Source organism: Xenorhabdus cabanillasii, from assembly GCF_003386665.1.
Taxonomy (GTDB): Bacteria; Pseudomonadota; Gammaproteobacteria; order Enterobacterales; family Enterobacteriaceae; genus Xenorhabdus; species Xenorhabdus cabanillasii.
In genome coordinates, this window is record NZ_QTUB01000001.1 from 2,142,140 (window position 1) to 2,160,723 (window position 18,584).

The 18,584-nt window shown below is 40.4% G+C and carries 17 protein-coding genes and 4 pseudogenes; 12 read left to right on the forward strand and 9 right to left on the reverse strand.

Going from position 1 to position 18,584, the window contains the following annotated elements; genetic code table 11:
• The first annotated feature begins 27 nt into the window (after positions 1 to 27).
• Positions 28 to 384 carry a DUF6694 family lipoprotein gene (locus tag BDD26_RS10260; RefSeq protein ID WP_115827536.1) on the forward strand — a complete coding sequence of 119 codons (357 nt, stop codon included), beginning with the start codon at positions 28 to 30 and terminating at the stop codon, positions 382 to 384.
• Between the two features lie 111 nt (positions 385 to 495).
• Here the strand turns inward: BDD26_RS10260 and BDD26_RS10265 are convergent, their stop codons facing one another.
• Both BDD26_RS10265 and metK read right to left on the reverse strand, forming a co-directional pair.
• Positions 496 to 1,005, reverse strand: a complete 510-nt coding sequence (locus BDD26_RS10265; RefSeq protein ID WP_069202291.1) for a SprT family zinc-dependent metalloprotease — start codon at positions 1,003 to 1,005, stop codon at positions 496 to 498.
• Positions 1,006 to 1,121: 116 nt separating this feature from the next.
• The gene (gene metK, locus BDD26_RS10270; RefSeq protein ID WP_038259303.1) at positions 1,122 to 2,276 is read right to left on the reverse strand and encodes a methionine adenosyltransferase; all 1,155 of its coding nucleotides are present in this window, start codon (positions 2,274 to 2,276) and stop codon (positions 1,122 to 1,124) included.
• Positions 2,277 to 2,646: 370 nt separating this feature from the next.
• Between metK and BDD26_RS19545 the strand changes: the two genes are divergently transcribed.
• The 3 genes from BDD26_RS19545 to BDD26_RS10280 all read left to right on the forward strand — a co-directional run bounded on the left by BDD26_RS19545 (position 2,647) and on the right by BDD26_RS10280 (position 5,641).
• Positions 2,647 to 2,808, forward strand: coding sequence for a hypothetical protein (locus BDD26_RS19545; protein WP_156933300.1), 162 nt, complete (start codon positions 2,647 to 2,649; stop codon positions 2,806 to 2,808).
• Between the two features lie 153 nt (positions 2,809 to 2,961).
• Positions 2,962 to 4,866, forward strand: a complete 1,905-nt coding sequence (speA, locus tag BDD26_RS10275) for a biosynthetic arginine decarboxylase (RefSeq protein WP_115826484.1) — start codon at positions 2,962 to 2,964, stop codon at positions 4,864 to 4,866.
• Between the two features lie 187 nt (positions 4,867 to 5,053).
• The gene (locus BDD26_RS10280) at positions 5,054 to 5,641 is read left to right on the forward strand and encodes a GrpB family protein (RefSeq protein ID WP_115826485.1); all 588 of its coding nucleotides are present in this window, start codon (positions 5,054 to 5,056) and stop codon (positions 5,639 to 5,641) included.
• Between the two features lie 164 nt (positions 5,642 to 5,805).
• Here BDD26_RS10280 and BDD26_RS10285 read toward each other — a convergent pair whose 3' ends face one another.
• From BDD26_RS10285 to BDD26_RS10300, 4 genes and pseudogenes are all read right to left on the reverse strand, one after another.
• The gene (locus tag BDD26_RS10285; protein ID WP_099119578.1) at positions 5,806 to 6,501 is read right to left on the reverse strand and encodes an IS6 family transposase; all 696 of its coding nucleotides are present in this window, start codon (positions 6,499 to 6,501) and stop codon (positions 5,806 to 5,808) included.
• Positions 6,455 to 6,688, reverse strand: a pseudogene (locus BDD26_RS20825) (hypothetical protein); the annotation flags it as partial. The pseudogene BDD26_RS20825 and the gene BDD26_RS10285, both read right to left, overlap by 47 nt.
• A 40-nt stretch (positions 6,689 to 6,728) precedes the next feature.
• On the reverse strand, positions 6,729 to 7,544 hold the full coding sequence (truD, locus tag BDD26_RS10295; RefSeq protein WP_170140395.1) for a tRNA pseudouridine(13) synthase TruD: 816 nt from the start codon (positions 7,542 to 7,544) through the stop codon (positions 6,729 to 6,731).
• A 242-nt stretch (positions 7,545 to 7,786) separates the two neighbouring features.
• Positions 7,787 to 8,950, reverse strand: a complete 1,164-nt coding sequence (locus tag BDD26_RS10300; protein ID WP_115826488.1) for a serine/threonine protein kinase — start codon at positions 8,948 to 8,950, stop codon at positions 7,787 to 7,789.
• Positions 8,951 to 9,581: 631 nt separating this feature from the next.
• Between BDD26_RS10300 and BDD26_RS10305 the strand changes: the two genes are divergently transcribed.
• Entirely contained in the window at positions 9,582 to 10,451 is an 870-nt protein-coding gene (locus BDD26_RS10305) for a LysR family transcriptional regulator (protein ID WP_038260145.1), read from the forward strand.
• A 121-nt stretch (positions 10,452 to 10,572) separates the two neighbouring features.
• On the forward strand, positions 10,573 to 11,286 hold the full coding sequence (gene aphA, locus BDD26_RS10310; RefSeq protein ID WP_115827537.1) for an acid phosphatase AphA: 714 nt from the start codon (positions 10,573 to 10,575) through the stop codon (positions 11,284 to 11,286).
• On the opposite strand, the pseudogene BDD26_RS20155 reads toward aphA, so the two are convergent.
• Positions 11,270 to 11,595 (reverse strand): annotated as a pseudogene (locus BDD26_RS20155) (helix-turn-helix domain-containing protein). The gene aphA and the pseudogene BDD26_RS20155 sit on opposite strands and share 17 nt — an antisense overlap.
• Positions 11,596 to 11,864: 269 nt before the next feature.
• Between BDD26_RS20155 and speB the strand changes: the two are divergent.
• From speB to BDD26_RS10330, 3 genes are all read left to right on the forward strand, one after another.
• Entirely contained in the window at positions 11,865 to 12,791 is a 927-nt protein-coding gene (gene speB / locus BDD26_RS10320) for an agmatinase (RefSeq protein WP_038260147.1), read from the forward strand.
• Between the two features lie 230 nt (positions 12,792 to 13,021).
• Entirely contained in the window at positions 13,022 to 13,507 is a 486-nt protein-coding gene (locus tag BDD26_RS10325) for a YbhB/YbcL family Raf kinase inhibitor-like protein (protein WP_038260148.1), read from the forward strand.
• 43 nt (positions 13,508 to 13,550) lie between these two features.
• Entirely contained in the window at positions 13,551 to 14,330 is a 780-nt protein-coding gene (locus BDD26_RS10330; RefSeq protein ID WP_038260150.1) for an L-threonylcarbamoyladenylate synthase, read from the forward strand.
• Between the two features lie 102 nt (positions 14,331 to 14,432).
• On the opposite strand, the pseudogene BDD26_RS10335 reads toward BDD26_RS10330, so the two are convergent.
• Positions 14,433 to 15,348: pseudogene (locus tag BDD26_RS10335) on the reverse strand (LysR family transcriptional regulator).
• 223 nt (positions 15,349 to 15,571) lie between these two features.
• Here BDD26_RS10335 and BDD26_RS10340 point away from each other — a divergent pair.
• Positions 15,572 to 16,870 carry a 3-isopropylmalate dehydratase large subunit gene (locus BDD26_RS10340; RefSeq protein WP_115826489.1) on the forward strand — a complete coding sequence of 433 codons (1,299 nt, stop codon included), beginning with the start codon at positions 15,572 to 15,574 and terminating at the stop codon, positions 16,868 to 16,870.
• Complete coding sequence (locus tag BDD26_RS10345) at positions 16,867 to 17,448, forward strand: LeuD/DmdB family oxidoreductase small subunit (protein WP_244922710.1); 582 nt, start codon at positions 16,867 to 16,869, stop codon at positions 17,446 to 17,448. The genes BDD26_RS10340 and BDD26_RS10345 overlap by 4 nt, the downstream gene beginning before the upstream one ends.
• Before the next feature lie 133 nt (positions 17,449 to 17,581).
• Here BDD26_RS10345 and BDD26_RS10350 read toward each other — a convergent pair whose 3' ends face one another.
• Positions 17,582 to 18,322 (reverse strand): 4'-phosphopantetheinyl transferase family protein, encoded by a 741-nt coding sequence (locus BDD26_RS10350; RefSeq protein WP_038260154.1) that lies wholly within the window; start codon positions 18,320 to 18,322, stop codon positions 17,582 to 17,584.
• A 120-nt stretch (positions 18,323 to 18,442) separates the two neighbouring features.
• Between BDD26_RS10350 and BDD26_RS10355 the strand changes: the two are divergent.
• Positions 18,443 to 18,574 (forward strand): annotated as a pseudogene (locus BDD26_RS10355) (IS1 family transposase); the annotation flags it as partial.
• Between the last annotated feature and the right edge of the window lie 10 nt (positions 18,575 to 18,584).

Below are 18,584 nucleotides of genomic sequence, written 5' to 3' on the forward strand. Positions count from 1 at the left end.
TACTACCGATCATTGGCGGGGATGATTATGAAAAATTTGTTATTAGTTTGTTTGTTAAGTTTTACATTAGCAGGGTGTGATAATCAACTTAAGATTGACGGTACAAATGAAATGGCAGTAAAAACATCCATCGAAAAAATAAGGGATACTTTATCTGAAGATAAAAAATTAAAATTTGATGATTCATTGAATATTGTCATGCTTAATAACATCGATTTTGATGAGTTATTTAAAAATAACAAGCATGGAAGTATCAAATATGGAGATATGGAAAAGCTGGAACAGAAATTTTATCAATCACTGAATGGAAAAACAGCAGATCAGGTTATTAGCGAAGCGGAAAGAATTAAGTCGAATACGAATAAAAGTGCTATTAACAAATGAACACCATCATATGCCCGTCATTTTTCAAGTTGCAAACCTTATTGAGTGCGCTCAATTATAACTACTGATTTCTTAAACGAAGTGCCCTGATTTTGGGGCATTCTGTTACCGTTACTTATGATCTTCCAATAGAGTTAATCGCTTTCCGCATTGCCGGCAAACATAGCAACTTTTTCCCCTGATCACTTTATTGTGCTGCCTGATAGTGAGTTCATGCTGTTGGCAGTGGCAAGAATAGATGAATGTCTTACTACAAACGGATTGGACTGAAAATTGGTGTGTTCGATTGGCTGGTACTTTAAACACAGTTTCCATGATATAACGCCACTCCCTGCCATGAGGTGCTACTTTGCCAAACTGATGGTAAACCAATAAATGAGCCAGTTCGTGGGGGATCACTTCATCAATAAATGATTGTTGATTTTCAATGAGCAGAATTGGGTTAAGGCGAATTTCCCAATCCTGTAGACGTGCACTTCCCGCAGTTGTCCCCCGTTGTTGATAGGTCACAGTGGGTTCGGGAAAGGTTTGTTCAAGGAAATCACTTGCCTGAACTATTTTTTGCCGCAAAGTACGCATGACTGCTTGCTGGAGAGGAAGCGGAACCTTAACGAATTTCATAACAGCAATAATTATATAATATAGTAAATTAGCTAACGAAAACGAATATGTATGGTTATATGGGTTAATACTAAAAAGCCCGCTGATATAGGCGGGCTTTTTAGGCGTAGCAGAGGTTATTTCAACCCTGCTGCATCACGTAGGATCGTGGCTTTATCTGTCGCTTCCCACGGGAACTGCTCACGACCAAAATGACCGTATGCCGCGGTATCGCTATAGATAGGATGCAACAGATCCAACATCTTGATCAGGCCGTAAGGACGCAGATCAAAGAATTCGCGTACCAATTGGATCAGTGTTGATGTTGGTACTTTTTCAGTTCCGAACGTTTCAACCATGATGGAAGTTGGTTCAGCAACACCGATAGCATAAGACACCTGGATCTCACAGCGATCAGCCAGACCTGCCGCGACAATATTTTTAGCCACGTAACGTGCAGCATAAGCCGCAGAACGGTCAACTTTAGATGGATCTTTACCTGAGAACGCTCCACCACCGTGACGAGCCATACCACCGTAGGTATCTACAATGATCTTACGACCTGTCAGACCACAGTCACCCATTGGGCCTCCGATAACGAAACGGCCTGTTGGGTTAATGAAATATTTAGTCATCGGAGTGAGCCATTCAGCCGGCAATACAGGCTTGATGATCTCATCCATAACTGCTTCATGCAGCTCTTTCTGGCCAATTTCTTCAGAGTGCTGAGTAGAGAGCACGACTGCATCAATACCGACAATTTTACCGTTGTCGTATTGGAATGTAACCTGACTTTTGGCATCGGGACGTAACCACGGCAGCGTTTTGTTTTTACGTACATGAGCCTGACGCTCAACCAGACGATGAGCATATGTAATAGGTGCTGGCATCAATACATCGGTTTCGTTGGTTGCATAACCAAACATCAATCCCTGATCACCTGCTCCTTGCTCCAGAGGATCAGCCCGGTCAACTCCCTGATTGATATCAGGTGACTGTTTGCCAATCGCACTAATTACTGCACAAGAATTAGCATCAAAACCCATGTCTGAGCTGGTATAGCCAATTTCGCGTACGGTATTGCGGGTAATTTCTTCAATATCAACCCAGGCGCTGGTGGTAATTTCACCACCAACCATAACCATACCGGTTTTCACATAAGTTTCACAAGCTACACGAGCCTTGGGATCTTGTTCTAAGATCGCATCAAGAACGGCGTCGGAAATCTGGTCAGCAATTTTATCCGGATGACCTTCTGAAACGGATTCAGAAGTAAAAAGGTGTGTAGTCATTATATTTCGATACCTTAAATATAATTTCGGTTTAAGGGTGGATGTTTTACCATCTAGACGGCTAGTCTAAGTTACTATCGCCAAATATACCAGTTTTTTTAGTTTTAAATATCTTTCATAGTATGACATTTTAGGTTTCTTCTCTGTCTTCTTTAGATGCGAAATCTATCGATTAAATCTATCTAACTCTGTTAAGTATAAATAAATTTCGTTTTGCAATTTTGCAGGATTACAGGTATAAACAGCGCCCGTAACTGATAGGTTTTTGCACTTCAAGTTATGGGCGTTTGCAGGGTGCGTTTATGCGTGTTCTGCTTCTCAATTGAGAAACGGATTTCGTGATGATAAGCCATGTGGGGTGAATGGGGTTATGAGCCATTATCTGCTGATTGTTAACGACCAACAGCCACATTATGCCATTGATGTATCGACATCTTGTTCCTCTCTTATCGATGTGAATTCAACCCGATGTTATCTGAAGCGTTCAGGCAGACGGGTAATTTCGCACAGAAGTCATATTGCCAAACAGTAAATACATATTGTTTAGTTCCCTCTAAACGTTTCTATAATTTAAGAGCATGCTGTTCCCTGACATTTATTAATGCGCAAGATACGCACAATAAATAGCGTCTTGGGTTATTGACTCCAGGTGAAGGCAAACCTCTACTCCATGAAGGAGACTGCCATGAATGATAATATCGCATGTAAAATGCGACAGACCTACAATATTGCATATTGGGGCGGCAACTATTACTACGTCAATGATCTGGGTAATGTCAGTGTTTGTCCAAATCCTGATTTGCCGGAAGCACAAGTTGAGCTTGTCGATCTGGTAAGAAAAGTTCAGGAAGAAAAAAAACAGTTACGGTTGCCTGCATTGTTTTGTTTTCCTCAGATCCTGCAACACCGTTTGCGTTCTATTAATGCTGCATTTAAACGTGCACGTGAATCTTATGGTTATAAAGGTGATTATTTTCTGGTTTATCCGATTAAGGTAAACCAACAACGCCGTGTGATCGAATCGTTGGCAAATTCTGGCGAGCCTGTTGGGTTGGAAGCGGGCTCCAAAGCTGAACTGATGGCCGTGTTAGCTCATGCAGGCATGACGAGGACTGTCATCGTCTGTAATGGCTATAAAGATCGTGAATATATTCGTCTGGCACTGATCGGTGAAAAACTGGGACACAAGGTGTATCTGGTTATCGAAAAAATGTCCGAAATAGAAATGGTGCTGGAAGAAGCGGAGCGTATTAATGTCATTCCCCGTCTTGGAGTGCGGGCACGCCTTGCTTCACAGGGAGCAGGTAAATGGCAGTCCAGTGGCGGTGAGAAATCTAAGTTTGGTCTGGCAGCGGCACAAGTGCTGCAATTGGTTGAAACCCTCCGTGCGGCCGGAAAACTGGATAGCTTACAGCTGCTGCATTTCCATCTGGGTTCTCAGCTTGCGAATATCCGGGATGTGGCAACAGGCGTGCGTGAATCCGCCCATTTTTATGTCGAACTGCATAAACTGGGTGTTAACATTCAGTGTTTTGATGTTGGCGGAGGACTGGGCGTTGATTATGAAGGTACGCGTTCCCAGTCAGAATGTTCTGTTAACTACGGCCTGAATGAATATGCGAACAATGTCATTTGGGGCATTGGTGATGCCTGTGAGGAACATGATTTGCCACATCCAACCGTGATCACTGAATCCGGTCGTGCATTGACGGCTCACCATACTGTTTTGATCTCCAATGTTATTGGGGTTGAACGTAATGAGTTCACCGATACAACGCCACCCGCAGAAGATGCGGCTCGTCCTCTGACAAGTTTATGGGATACATGGCTGGAGATGCAGGAGGGAGGCTATAAGCGTTCTTTGCGAGAATGGTTGCATGACAGTCAGTTTGACCTGCACGATGTTCATACCCAATATGCGCACGGGATATTAAGCCTTTCTGAAAGAGCCTGGGCAGAGGAATTATATTTGAATATCTGCCGTCATATTCAGCAGGATCTTGATCCAAGTAACCGTGCTCATCGGCCGATTATTGATGAATTACAGGAGCGCATGGCGGATAAATTCTATGTGAATTTTTCCCTGTTCCAGTCTATGCCTGATGCTTGGGGAATCGATCAACTGTTCCCCGTCCTGCCACTTGAGGGGCTGGATAAGCCATTGGATCGTCGTGCTGTATTGCTGGATATTACTTGTGACTCTGATGGTATTATTGATCATTATGTTGATGGCGACGGTGTAGCAACAACAATGCCAATGCCAGCTTACGATCCGGAAAACCCGCCATTGATTGGTTTCTTCATGGTCGGGGCATATCAGGAAATTCTGGGCAATATGCATAACCTGTTTGGTGATACAGCGGCCATTGATGTTTATGTTTCAGAAAACGGTGAAGTCACTTATCAGCAGAGTGAAGAGGGGGATACGGTAGCCAATATGCTTCAATATGTGAAACTGGAGCCACAAGTGCTATTGACTCGTTTTCGTGATCAAGTGAAATCGACTGATTTAAGTAAAAATTTGCAAGAGCAATTCCTGCAAGAGTTTGAAAGTGGTTTGTATGGTTACACTTACTTGGAAGATGAATAATTCTGATTAGTCACTAGCCTTCATTAATAGCCATTCTTAATCATGGATTTTAAATAATTATTTGATTTTGGATGGCTATTTTATTTAATTACTATGTGAAGTAGCACTCTTTCTGTGAACTTTTTTTGCGATAAGTTCGAACACAAAATTAGTAGGCAAATTTAACAAAGAAATAAGGAGCGAGTTAGTGATAAATACTAAAGATATTATCTTCTTCCCTGAGCCTGATCCTAATGAAAATCCCTGGGTACATGGTAAACCTGCTGAAGAGGTGATTGACGTTGTAGAATACAATCCTGAATGGGTAGCTACATGGCAACAACTTTCTTCGGTTATCAAAGAAACACTTGGCAACGTTGTTTTGAATATTGAGCACGTTGGGTCAACGGCAGTTGCTGGGATGGTTGCCAAACCTGTTATTGATATTGATCTTATTGTGGAAGATCCAACTCAAGAAGAAAAATATGTACCGGCATTAGAGCGGCTTGGTTATGAATTAACGGTTCGTGAACCGAGTTTTTATCAACATCGATGCCTTCGCTTGGCAAAACCCAGAGTTAATCTTCATGTTTTTGGCCTTGATTGCCCTGAACATATCCGACATATTTGGTTTCGTGATTGGCTCAGAGAACATCCTGAAGATTGTGAACGATATATAGCTGCGAAGATAACTGCTAAAAATAATGTTAAACAGGTAATGGACTATAATAAGAGAAAAGAACAAGTGGTACATGAAATTTCTCAACGTATATTTCAAAGTAAGGGATTGCTGTAATAATGTTTGATAATTATTGTGCGGATACAAATCTGTTTTGACTTGGACTGACAGAGCATTTTTATATTAGTTTTTTTTACAGTCCTCCTATAAGGTGTTTTACCTTTCAAGCGGTTCTGTCGCATTAACGAAACAAGTTTTAATAAACGTGGATTGCTGATTATTTAGGCAACTAAATGATAAAACATGGCTGCCGGTGATAAGGGCTTTCCTGTTGGTTGAAAATATTGTCCTTTGCGTAACATGGATACAATTTCAATGCCCGCTAACAGCGTTTGGGTCCGACGAAACGATTTAAACCCGAGCATCGAACGTATTCGTCGTTTGATATTGCGATGATCTTGCTCGATTAAATTATTGAGGTATTTATTTTGTCGCACCACAATGGCTTCTTCTTCAGGTTTACCCCTATTAAGCGCTTCCAAGGCTGCTGTGTTAGCGCTACTTTTGTCGATCGTCACCATTTCAGGTTCGCCGTGATGGCGAATAGCTTTGCGAAAAAAGCGCAGTGCTGCGGCAGCATCGCGATTGGCAGTCAGTAGGAAATCAATTGTTTGTCCGCCGGTATCAACGGCACGATAGAGGTATTTCCATTGCCCTTTGATTTTGATGTAGGTTTCATCCATGCGCCACCGACGACCCACGGGACGTTTGTGCCGCCGGAAGGCGTTATCCAATAACGGAACTAAGCGAGTTACCCAACGGTGCAACGTTGAATGATCGACGTCAATACCGCGTTCAGCCATCATCTCTTCGAGATTACGTAAGCTCAAGGCATAAGCTAAGTACCAACGAACACACTGAGCCATAATATCAGTCGGATAATGGAGACGCTTGAAGGCGTTGCGGATTAAAGACATGATGAGACCACACAGTAAAAGCAGCTATCTTAGCTAACTTCACCTTAATGCGACAGAACCTTACCATATGCCATGATTGATCTGAACGTTGTAGGATCACTGACGTATTCAGTTCAGGCGGGATTTCACGATAAATATCTTGTGAATCATCAGAGTGTAAAATACGCAGACAACCTCCCCAATCAGGAGGCCAATTTCGGCTTCAGAAAACCATAATGCAATTTTTTCTACAATAGGGCGACGAGGTTGTTCCATTGGTAAGAGCCATAAGAAGCATAATAAAAAGAGAGCCGTCTGGGATCTAATTGATGGAAAAAATGTTCAGCTTTACCTTGCCATTTTTTGGCTGTTTGTGCTTCTGGTGATGCCGATTGGCATATCAATGACAAGGCTTTTTCCCATTTGCTGTGATGAAAAGCTTGCCCAATAAGATGAGTTGTAGATGGCCCTCCAGGTACACCGAATCTTTGTGTGTCATAGTAGTTAATAAAAGCATGGTTATGGAATGTCTGTTTTGCCAAGGCGTGTGCAATAGGCTTATCTAAGTTACGTATGACAATTCGAAAGCTATTACCCACGAGTTGGCCAATCTTGATATTTTGTTCAAAACAACCAACCTCATGCAATGAAAGCCATTTACCTGATGCCATATCCAAATGCGCATTAATGGCACTGGTATCTATTATATTTTGTGATAAAGATTGAATAGATATTCTCTGACTTGTTATTCCATCTTCATCTTTTAATCCCGCATATCCAATATGGCTTTCTGGTATTTCTAATATATTGGCAATATTTGTAACTGCTTCAGAGGTTGTCATTCCTTCTTTGCGTAATTGAAAATGCCAGATCTGTTTTTCTATTGAGGGCTGATAGAAGTTTGGAACTTCTTCCACGAGAAAATCGGCAGGCACTTTTTTAAGGCGATATTGAACATCTTTACTGAGAAAGGTATTCGGTGAATATTTGGAAGAATTTGTATTGAGTTCTATATTATTCATTGAAAGCTCTCCAATTTTCAGGCCACCATTTTCAATGGTCAAAATAAGACTCATTGTTTTTGTATGATCAATATGCTAACACAGGGTAAGAGCATGAAAGCCTAAATTTCATTCAGATAGAATTTAAACAAACAATGTTGATAAAATGCACATCAAACTGTTCAATATATCAGCTTGATCTGGATGGTTTCCAATCTCACATTGTTCACAAAATCAGCCAAATTAAGTAATGTATAATAAATGAGCTTTCATGCTCTCACCCTGTATGCCAACACGGTTATGTGTTAATACGGTGAACTTTCTTTAGCGAAATAATCATCAAGGTTTCCTTCTCGCCAAATATCCGTCGTGGCACAGTGCAAACCACCGCCAAAAGGATAAGCATTGCGGAAAGGCACAGGTATGACTTCAAATCCTAATTTATCCAGTTGCTCTATTTGATGAATTTCACTTTCTTCTACACACACAGTTTTCTCATCAAGTGACAATATATTCATTGACAGCCATGTACTTGAATAACATAACGGGGGAGACTGGTGATGTGCGGGAGGTGCTGCTTCGATAATTTGCCAGTCATTACGATTAAATAATTCTCTGAATTCGGACAGTAACGGTCTATCAGGATTATTTAAAACTAAGCCGGGACGCAAAGGTAACAGAGTACAGTCTATGTGGCTTGGGAAAGGATCACCGGGAAAATTGACAGCATGAATGCGGTAATCAGGAAAATGGCGCCGTAACCAATCAATACCTTTCATGTTTGTAGTAAAGCCATGCTGTACGAAAAGATCTTTTCCACATCGGAAAATATCCGCAGCTTCAAAAATGGGTTCTTCTTCTGTTGTGACGAATTCTTTTTTTATTACCCACTCTTTTCGAGTTTCCATACTGATCTTTTCAGATAAATAACCATGCCGATAACTCTTATCCGAAAGCCGGGGGCGAGGGGCTGATTCATGCCGCATGGTTGTATCTTCTTCCATATAAGCCGCAATCAAAGGTCGATAACACAAATACTCAAAGAAACGAGATCTGAAACTCATTGTTGCTTCAAGAATTTCCCGGCCAATAGTGATGAGAATGTCTCTTGGCGGTTGACAACCGAACATAGAGCCTTGGGTAAAATCCGGGGTCTGTACAGGAGAGTTAAAATCTAATGGGGTTGGTCGATCAACACGAATGCCACGTGAAGTCAGTATCGAAGATAATCCATCCAATTGTTCATTGGCAGCATCAACGGATTCTTGGCTTCTTGGGCCATAACGACCGCGCATATCTGAATTTTCTGGGATGCGAGCCATAAAGGCAGGCTCTGGTGGAGGAATACAGGCATGATCTGCACGACCGACAATGACATGCCGTAATTTTCCCCATTCTGTATGACATTCTACATGGATAGGGAGATTGTTTGATTTTGGGTTATTATTGGTATTAATAGTATTAGTCATAGTATTTTCCTTTAATATGCCATGCATGATTTGTCCAAATATTAAACAATAGTTCAAGATGCTTACCATAATGAAAAGTTTTATATATGGTTCATAACTTATTGGGGTTTACTCCTTTTCCGCTACGATGCACTTTGAAATCCATTAGGTATATTTATAAAATAACTTTTCTATTCAGTTAAACTAAATATTAAACTTTGTTGTGACTAAAAATGATATCTATCAGTCTTAAAATCAATTCAAAAATTTTTTTCCACTATTAACTAAAAGTTAAAGGGGGACTTAATTTTCTAGTGTTCTTCGTGGTGATATTAAATGCTCAGTGCAGGTTATTTTATCAACCAGTGACCAGTTTTTATTGATCACAACAGTTTTAGAGGTTCCGGTCATACTTTAAATGCATAGATGACTATTAAACTTTAAATACCTCTTTCTTTGATTTTAATTTTATCTAATGTAACCTTTTACAAATTGTATTCTTAAAATGACCATAACATTAGTATATTTTTGCTTTGATATGAATTATTAATTTTCCTATTTTGAACTAAAGTATAATCTTGACATTTTTGTATGGTTTATATAACCTCATATCACTATTGTTAATATTTTGTTTTTTATTGGTGGAATTATTATGATTTTATCAAAGAAAATAAATCATTTTTTGAGTGTTGTAGAATGTGGGTCTTTCAAAAATGCTTCTAAAAATATTCATATAAGCCCTCCAGCACTTTGTAAAAGTATCGCTGATATAGAGGAGGTATTGGGATTTAAGCTATTTAACCGTTCTAATACAGGAGTAACTCTAACGGAAGAAGGAATAAATTTATACAAATATTTATTACCTATACGTGATAATGTTGAGAATATTAAATCAAATTTTCTCTCAAGATTTAAAAAAAAAGAGATTAAAGTAGGAACAGATAGTTACAATAAATTATTTAAAATATTAACAAGTAAAATAATTGAAAATGGCCAAATTGATTTTATTAGTGAAAGGTATAACTTTGGAGATCATCGTAGTAAACTCCTTTCAGGAGAATTGGATCTTTTTATTTCAATTCATCCACCAATAGAAGATGAGTTGGAACGAATTTCTTGTAAAAAATATGGGCATGAAGTAGATGTGTTTATTTTTTCTAAAAAAATATTGAATAGGAATAATTCGTTAAATAATATTATTCGTAATGAAAAAATGGTTCTACACTCTGAAATAAAAGATCATCCATTGTTTTATAATTTATTGAAATATCGAGAAGAACATGAAGTTAAAACTCAAATGTTGATTGTTCCAGAGATTAATCATATTATAGATTTTGTTTGTTTTGATGTTGGTTATTCTATAATTAATAGTTCAGTATTGAGCTCCAGGTATCTAAAAAACATCGGTGTGGAATTTATTCCTAATACGCTATTCCCCTCTGAATTATTCAGTTATATTTATTTTTTAAAGAGAAGGGAATTAGAATTGAAAGATTTTTTAATTCACTTTTCTAATTTTTAAATCCTCTGTAAATTAGTTTTTATTTCTCATGAAGTAATCTTTGGTATATTAAATTAATTAATATACTAATATTTATTAAATATACTGTTATGAATAATATAGGTAGGGAGCAATAATAATGATGAGTAAAGTAACGCTGATATTCGGTGTGATTACACTCGCTTTCGGTTTAAATGGTACAGTGCAAGCAAACGAGTTTATGCCTGAGCAAGTTGAATCTGGAGTAACTTCGGCTGATTTAACCCTGCGCCACGCCGTACATTGGGTTTCAGTTAAACAGATCAAAAAAAGTTTGGAAGGACAACCGCCAATGGCTGTTGGATTTGATATTGATGATACAGTAATATTTTCTAGTCCAGGGTTTTATCGAGGAAAGTTAGAATATTCACCTAATAATGAAAACTATCTGAAAAAAACAGAGTTTTGGGAAAAAATGAATAATGAATGGAATAAATTCAGCATGCCGAAAAAAGTCGGTATTGAACTCTTTCAGATGCATATAAAACGGGGAGATGATATTTATTTTATTACAGGGCGTACCGAAACCAAAATAGAATCTATTACTCAGCATATACAGAAAGGTCTGCATATTCCTGAAGATAAAATGCATACTGTAATTTTTGCAGGGGATGAACCAAATAAAAATGATAAAGCAAGTTGGATAAAAAAACATAAGTTGAAAATTTATTATGGAGATGCGGATGCAGATATTATGGCAGCTCGTGAGTTAAATATTCGTGGCATTCGTATTTTGAGAGCATCAAATTCTTCTTATCAACCTTTGCCAAAAGCAGGAAAATTTGGAGAAGAAGTCGTTATTAAATCTGATTATTAATATAACTATTTATTGGTTTTAATGTTTTTTGTGTTATGGCAGTGATGATCTCGCTGATAACATTCAGTGCACTATTGAGAGCTTCATAAACACGGTTAGACTTACCAATTGCTGGTTCTAAGTCTTTAACTGTCAAGCCGGATTGTTCCATGGTGAATTTAATGGCTTCAATGGGATTTGGAGAAGCGATCGGGTAATGTTCCTTTTATAGGTTTCACCCAGTAAGACCATGATTTTCATGTAATCGAATTCAAGTCAACCCATTTCAGGCAGGTTATCAAACAACGGCGCTATCCCGCGGCTGAACAAATCCTCGTTTTTCTTTCAGATTATCGTAGCGTTTATTTAATGTAATTTTTCTCAAAATAGTGGTAAGAAAAAAATATGTCTAATATTATAGAAGTAGTTACCAGGCTAAAGTGTTTGGGGCTTTTTCTGTTAGTACATGAATAAGTACATATCTGTTCTCTTTAGGCAGTAATTTATTGTTTTTAAATTAATTTTAAAACTTAGACTATTTTGAAGTTAGCGTAATCAAGCTCTGTGTTAATTAAACATGGGGCTTTTGAGGAAATATCATGAGTATTAGTTCCTTAGGAAACCAAATCGATAACTCCTTGGTTTCAAATGCCTTCGGCTTTCTGCGCTTCCCGTTGAATTTCCAGCCTTATTCCAGTGATGCAGAATGGGTGATTACCGGTGTGCCTTTTGATATGGCTACATCCGGACGAGCCGGCAGTCGCCACGGGCCCGCTGCCATTCGTCAGGTATCGACTAATCTGGCTTGGGAAAGCAGCCGTTGGCCATGGAACTTCAGCCTGCGTAAGCGCCTGAATATCATGGATTGTGGTGATCTGGTATTTAATTTTGGTGATGCTCAGGATATGAGTGAAAAATTGCAGGCTCATGCTGAGAAAGTGCTGGCGTCAGGCAAGAGGATGCTTTCTTTTGGTGGTGACCACTTTGTTACATTGCCACTCTTGCGTGCCCATGCAAAACATTTCGGTAAAATGGCACTGGTGCATTTTGATGCTCATACGGATACCTACCCGAATGGCGGCAAGTTTGATCACGGTACGATGTTTTACCATGCACCAAATGAGGGGCTAATCGATCCAGCCCATTCTGTACAAATCGGTATTCGTACTGAGCACGATACCGATAATGATTTCACGGTATTAGATGCCGGACAGGTTAATGATCGTAGCGTTGAAGATATTGTTGAGCAGGTCAAAGCTGTTGTCGGTGATCTGCCTGTATATCTGACCTTTGATATTGATTGTCTTGATCCGGCATTTGCACCCGGTACAGGGACACCAGTGATCGGTGGCCTGACTTCAGATCGTACGTTGAAAATCCTGCGTGGTCTGCAACCTTTGAATATCGTTGGCATGGATGTCGTGGAAGTTGCCCCTGCCTATGACCAATCAGAAATTACCGCGCTGGCAGCAGCGACAATTGGATTGGAATTGTTATATTTACAGGCTTCGAAAAAGCGTGTTTAACATATTCAGCCATAAATAAGCGCTGTTTTAAAGCCCGTTCTAATAACGGGCTTTTTCTTTTTTTACTGCCTTTACTGTACTGTCACCGCAGCCATATGAATAAAAAAAGTACCCCAAAACGCACTTATTGTTCCCAAATTGAAACAATCAGGTAAAACTACAGCTTAATCTTGCAGCATAAAAAAACTGCGCTAGGATGTTTTCAAAGGCGTTTCTATGAGGAGATAAGCATGATAATCACTTCAACTGAATTTAAGAATAATGACTTCTTACGCAAAGAGCATGAATTTAACGAATTTGGTGCCAATGGTGGTAATCGTTCACCTGAGCTTGCCTGGACAGATGTTCCAGCCGGAACAAAAAGTTTTGCTATTACGGTCTATGATCCGGATGCACCAACGGGCAGCGGTTTCTGGCATTGGGTTGTTTTTGATATTCCGCTGGAAATACAAACTTTGCCCGCAGATTCGGGACGGAATGATGGCAATAAGCAGCCAGACGGCATGATACAAAGCAAAAATGATTATGGCGTGTTCGGCTTTGGCGGGCCTTGTCCACCTGAGGGAGATAAAGCTCATCGCTATATTTTCACGGTGCATGCCTTGTCGGTAGAGAAACTGGGTATTGATTCAGAAACAACAAACGCGGTGGCGCGTTTTATGATCCAGGCCAACACTCTGGAAACAGCCACTATTACCGGTTACTACCAGCGTTAATGGATTAATCGTTCTTCAGTTTTAAGTCAAAGGGTATCAATATATGAGCGGTAAAAAAATTCAATGGAACAAAGGGTTACAGCAGGAAGCGGTAGAGATCCTTTCTAATGATGGTGGAATGATTGTTTGTCCAACTAAAGTGGGCTACATCATCATGACTTCCGATGCGAAAGGGCTGGAACGTAAATTTGAAGCTAAGCAGCGTAATCGCAATAAACCGGGAGTGGTACTGTGTGGATCTCTGGAACAACTGAAAGAGCTGGCTCAGCTTAACCCGGAAATTGAAGAACTTTATCAAAAGCATTGGGATGCCGATGTATTGCTAGGTTGTATTTTGCCATGGAAAGAAGAAGCTGTAGGACGCATTCCCGATGATGGTTCCAAAGAATTAATGATGGATAATCGTGGTACAAGCTGTTTCGTGATTAAATTCGGCAAACCCGGCGAAATTCTGGCGAAAGAATTGTGGGAAGAATACGGTAAATTCTCTTTTGCCAGCTCAGCTAATCCATCAGGTAAAGGTAATCGGGGATTGGTTGAATGTATCGGTGAACGTATTGAAGAGCGTGCAGATTTGATTATTGCCGCTAATGATTATGTTAAATCTATTCAGCCAAATGAAACTGAACAAACCCGTTATGAGCAGGGTGTGATGATTTCAATGGTGGATGAAAACAGCAAATTGGTTCCGGTACAAAATGGTCAGCGTGATATTACGCCGTGTCCGGTATTGATCCGTAAGGGATTGGATGTAAACAAAATTATGGTCATGATGTCTGATATTTTCACGACCTGGGATTACCGACACGGTAACTATTATTGATAGATAACTATCACTGATAATTGTTGAACTGACAGGGTGATATTTGTTGCGGGTACAGCATTGTGGATGCAGTGCTGTACTCGTAGAAATTTTCTTGGCTTATTACTGCCTGTCATTTTCCAGATCTTGTCTCAGCTTATGCTGTAAAGCGCTGGCAAAAAGCCGCACACGTGAAGAGAGTGTTTCTTCTGATTTAAATAATATCCAGGATTGATAGATATCCATGTTCCATTCGGGAAGAAGTCGTATCAGCTTTCCGGCTGCTACGGATTCATGGGTGATGTAATCCGGCAGATAGGCAATACCGGCACCTGCCAGCGCAGAAACTCATCAATGCTACACTGTTATTGATGCGAAATCGGCTGCGTACTTCAATATCGAATTTATGTCTCTCTTTTCTAAACGGCAGAGAAATAGTATGTGCGGGGCCACGGAAGAGCAGGTAATCATAGCGGGGGAGATCTTCCGGTTTCTCAATCGTTGAAAACTGGCTGATGTAGTCTGGAGTGGCGTAAAGCCCCCAGGTGATATCAATCAGAGGCATAACGAGTGGATGATTTGGTGTCTCACGCCCTATCATAACGGCTATATCGCAGTGATCATCTTGCATATTAATAACCCTGTCTGTCAGTTCCAGATCAACACTGACATGGATATTCCCGGCGACAAAATTGTTCAGGACAGGGACAATGCATTGGCTGCCAAAGGATACCGGAGCAATCAGACGCAGGCTACCCATTGGCTCTTCATGAAAATTGCGGATAAAGCGTTCGGCGTTTTTGGCTTCATCAAGAATACGGTGGCAGTACTGGTAATAATTCATCCCGACTTCTGTCACCTGGATTTTGCGTGTGGTTCGGTTGAGTAATTGAGTACCCAGTCTTACCTCTAGCTGTGTAATTTCACGGCTGACAGAAGACTTGGACAGCCTTAATGATTTTGCAGTTTCGGTAAAACTCAGTGTCTCCACTACACGGGCAAAGATCACCATTGAGGTAAGATTCTCAATATTATTCATAAATTAACCTGATGATTTACTCCGAAAAACTATAACATATCACAGGTTCTGCGAAGCAATGCCAATATTCCTGGTGGAAATTTTTCATGTGACGAACGATTGTTTCATTATAGAAACAGTGCGCTATATGATGGCATTTCCCCAGAATAAAGAGTAGTAATCTTATCAGGATTACAATTTTTTCTTTTTCAGCATGTCTAAATCTTTTGGAGGGCAATGTGAGATGAACCAAACTATAACACAAAAAATTCTCGCACGAGCAAGTGGGCGCAAACATGTCACTCCGGGTGAAGTGGTTTGGGCGAAAGTAGATATTTTAATGTCTCACGATCCCTGTACTCCGGGTGTAGCCAGTGTGTTTAAAAAAGAGTTCGGGCAGGATGCCAGGATATGGGATCCTGCCCGTTTTATTATGATCCCCGATCATTTTGTCTATTCCGCTGATCCACAGGCTAATCAGAACATTCGGGTGATGCGTGAATTTGCCGCTGAGCAGAATATTAAATATTTCTATGATGTTGGGACTCCCAATTATAAAGGGGTTTGTCATATCGGGCTGGCTGAGGGAGGACATACCCGTCCCGGAGAAGTCCTGCTGGGTACAGATTCCCACACGGTAACAGCGGGGGCTTTTGGTGCATTTGCGATTGGGTTAGGTATTACTGACGCCGCTTATGCAATAGGGACGGGAGAAATTCCGCTCAAAGTTCCGAGCTCTATTCAGGTGAATTTTATCGGTACTAAACCAGCCCATGTGCTGGCTAAAGATATGATCCTGGCGGTATTGGCGGAATTAACTGTGGATGGAGCAACATATCAGGCTATCGAGTTTGGTGGAAATGTCATTGATGAATTATCTGTCGAAGAGCGTATGACGATTTGTAATATGGTCGTTGAGTGTGGCGCTAAAAATGGCATTATGGTGCCGAATCAGGCGACGCTCGATTATCTGGCAGAGAGAAATGATATTCCTTTTGATATCATTTATCCCGATAAGAATGCGCAATATACCCAGGTGTTAAATATTGATGTTTCTGATATGCAGCCGAAGATTGCCAAACCCCATTCGCCGGATAATGTCGTTTCCATTGAACAGGTTGCCAATGTTGCGATTTCACAGGCGTATATCGGCTCCTGTACAGGTGGCAAACTGGAAGATTTTGTTGCCGCTGCCCGTATTATAAAAGGGCATAAAGTCAAAATTCCGACTTATGCTGTGCCAGCAACCAAAGAAGTGTTCCATAAAACTATCACCACTCAGATTGATGGTATGTCTGTCTATCAAATCTTAAGCGATGCAGGAGTGAAACTTTCTGCTGAATCGGGATGTGCCGCCTGCTGCGGTGGTCCACCGGATACCTTTGGTCGTGTAAATGATCCGATCTCGGTGATATCCACCACCAACCGTAATTTTGTCGGCAGAATGGGGCACAAGCGGGCCAATATCTATCTTGCTTCCCCTTATTCTGTTGCTGCGGCAGCGATTACCGGCCAGATCACCAATCCGGGAGAATTTTTATGAGTGATGTTGTTATCAATGATGCTGCTTTGAATGAACGAAAGGAAAATATCATTCGCGGTCAGGTCTATGTATTGGCTGACAATATTGATACTGACCAGATTCTGGCCGGAGAATATATCAAAGTAAATCCGTCTACGCCTGAGGGCTATGCGCAATTGGCCTCATTAGCGATGTGCGGATTACCGGAAGGATCGTTGCCTTTTATTGATGAAGAAAAAGGAAAAGCAAAATATCCGATTATTCTGGCAGGGCAGAATTTTGGTTGTGGTTCTTCCCGTGAACATGCAGTGGCTGCTTTGGGTGCTTCTGGCGTAAAGGCGGTTTTAGCCCAATCTTATGCCCGTATTTTCTTCCGTAATTGTGTTTCTACCGGAGAATTATTACCTGTTGCAGCGCAGGAGCGTCTGTGTGACAAATTAGTCACGGGAGACAGTATTGAGATTGATATTGAAAACCAGACGGTGACTGTGTTGCAAAGTGGTGAACAATATCCGACTGACCCTGTGGGAGAACTTGCCAATATTGTTGCTGCTGGTGGACTGTTCTCTTATGCGCGGGCGACCGGAAGAATTAAGTAATACTGGAACCAAATAATATTGACGTAACATGCCAGTAGATTATGAACTGGCATGTATTTTTGTCATCTCATCTTGCAAGTTGCAGCTTTGCAAGTTGCGTCGTCAAATCTTCCGGGGTTTTCATCTCTTATTTTTATCCCACAATATAGGTCAATATCTGTTGTTGTGGCATCAGAACGAAATTTCCATGGAACTGGCAACCAGCTTGATACTCATCAGATAGTGTTTGCAGCAATTTGATGGTTATGGTGCGATGGATACAGTCAATTTCCATAATCTCTGCGGCATGGAAATCGAAAAATCGCTTTACATGGGGATAGAGCGCCTTAAAAAGGCTCTCTTTAATGGAAAAGACGAGAGTAAAAGCCTGAATAAAAGAAAGGGGACATTTTGAAAGTAATTCAGCCTCCGCTTCATTGATAATGCTGGCTGAAACACTGTCGATGGTATCCTGTTTGATTTCTTTTTCAATATCAATGCCTATCAGTTGATATTTATCGCCGGAAGCAGCAAAAACGATAGCACAATTGGTTGAATGAGAGATGGAACCGTAAATTTTTTCAGGCCAGACAGGGGAACGATCTTTTGCTGTTTCTACCTGAAACTCAGGATATCCCATAGCCTTCAATATCCGTCGGGTACAGTAACGGGCTGCCAGATATTCTGCCCGTCGTTTGGTGACAGCATTATGCAACCGTGTGGGATAAGTAACGCCATATTTATCAAATAAATTATCCTGATAGAAATTGGGAGCGAAATAAGTCAGCATAACCTGAATTTCAGGATGATCAGATAATTGGCCTCTTTGTATGTCCGTGAAAAAAGGTTCATTGATGGCGGTCGTTTGTACAGGGGTAAAAGTAATTTCTTTCATTGTTGTTCTTGGGTATTGTTCGTTGGAAATATTGGTAAATGGTCTTCGGCTGATTTTGCCATACTTGGTTTTTAGCGAAAACCGCCGTAAACCTTCGGCAAGGGGTCATGTATTGAATATATAGAAAGAAACAATTTAACCCATCGAACCCGGATAAAAAGACTGAATCGAAAAACGACAGGGTATTCTAAATCAGAGGAAATGCACGATAAAGTGATTGGTACTTTCATTGATCGTGAGAACTATTTTTAATAAGAGATCT

What these genes read in the sequence shown, in the direction of transcription:
- aphA (WP_115827537.1), top strand. Translation starts at nt 10,573, where the DNA reads ATGAGTAAAGTAACGCTGATATTCGGTGTGATTACACTCGCTTTCGGT.
- metK (WP_038259303.1), bottom strand. Translation starts at nt 2,276, where the DNA reads ATGACTACACACCTTTTTACTTCTGAATCCGTTTCAGAAGGTCATCCG.
- BDD26_RS10300 (WP_115826488.1), bottom strand. Translation starts at nt 8,950, where the DNA reads ATGACTAATACTATTAATACCAATAATAACCCAAAATCAAACAATCTC.
- BDD26_RS10345 (WP_244922710.1), top strand. Translation starts at nt 16,867, where the DNA reads ATGAGTGATGTTGTTATCAATGATGCTGCTTTGAATGAACGAAAGGAA.
- BDD26_RS10350 (WP_038260154.1), bottom strand. Translation starts at nt 18,322, where the DNA reads ATGAAAGAAATTACTTTTACCCCTGTACAAACGACCGCCATCAATGAA.
- speB (WP_038260147.1), top strand. Translation starts at nt 11,865, where the DNA reads ATGAGTATTAGTTCCTTAGGAAACCAAATCGATAACTCCTTGGTTTCA.
- BDD26_RS10325 (WP_038260148.1), top strand. Translation starts at nt 13,022, where the DNA reads ATGATAATCACTTCAACTGAATTTAAGAATAATGACTTCTTACGCAAA.
- BDD26_RS10330 (WP_038260150.1), top strand. Translation starts at nt 13,551, where the DNA reads ATGAGCGGTAAAAAAATTCAATGGAACAAAGGGTTACAGCAGGAAGCG.
- BDD26_RS10305 (WP_038260145.1), top strand. Translation starts at nt 9,582, where the DNA reads ATGATTTTATCAAAGAAAATAAATCATTTTTTGAGTGTTGTAGAATGT.
- BDD26_RS10340 (WP_115826489.1), top strand. Translation starts at nt 15,572, where the DNA reads ATGAACCAAACTATAACACAAAAAATTCTCGCACGAGCAAGTGGGCGC.
- BDD26_RS10265 (WP_069202291.1), bottom strand. Translation starts at nt 1,005, where the DNA reads ATGAAATTCGTTAAGGTTCCGCTTCCTCTCCAGCAAGCAGTCATGCGT.
- BDD26_RS10260 (WP_115827536.1), top strand. Translation starts at nt 28, where the DNA reads ATGAAAAATTTGTTATTAGTTTGTTTGTTAAGTTTTACATTAGCAGGG.
- BDD26_RS10285 (WP_099119578.1), bottom strand. Translation starts at nt 6,501, where the DNA reads ATGTCTTTAATCCGCAACGCCTTCAAGCGTCTCCATTATCCGACTGAT.
- speA (WP_115826484.1), top strand. Translation starts at nt 2,962, where the DNA reads ATGAATGATAATATCGCATGTAAAATGCGACAGACCTACAATATTGCA.
- BDD26_RS19545 (WP_156933300.1), top strand. Translation starts at nt 2,647, where the DNA reads ATGAGCCATTATCTGCTGATTGTTAACGACCAACAGCCACATTATGCC.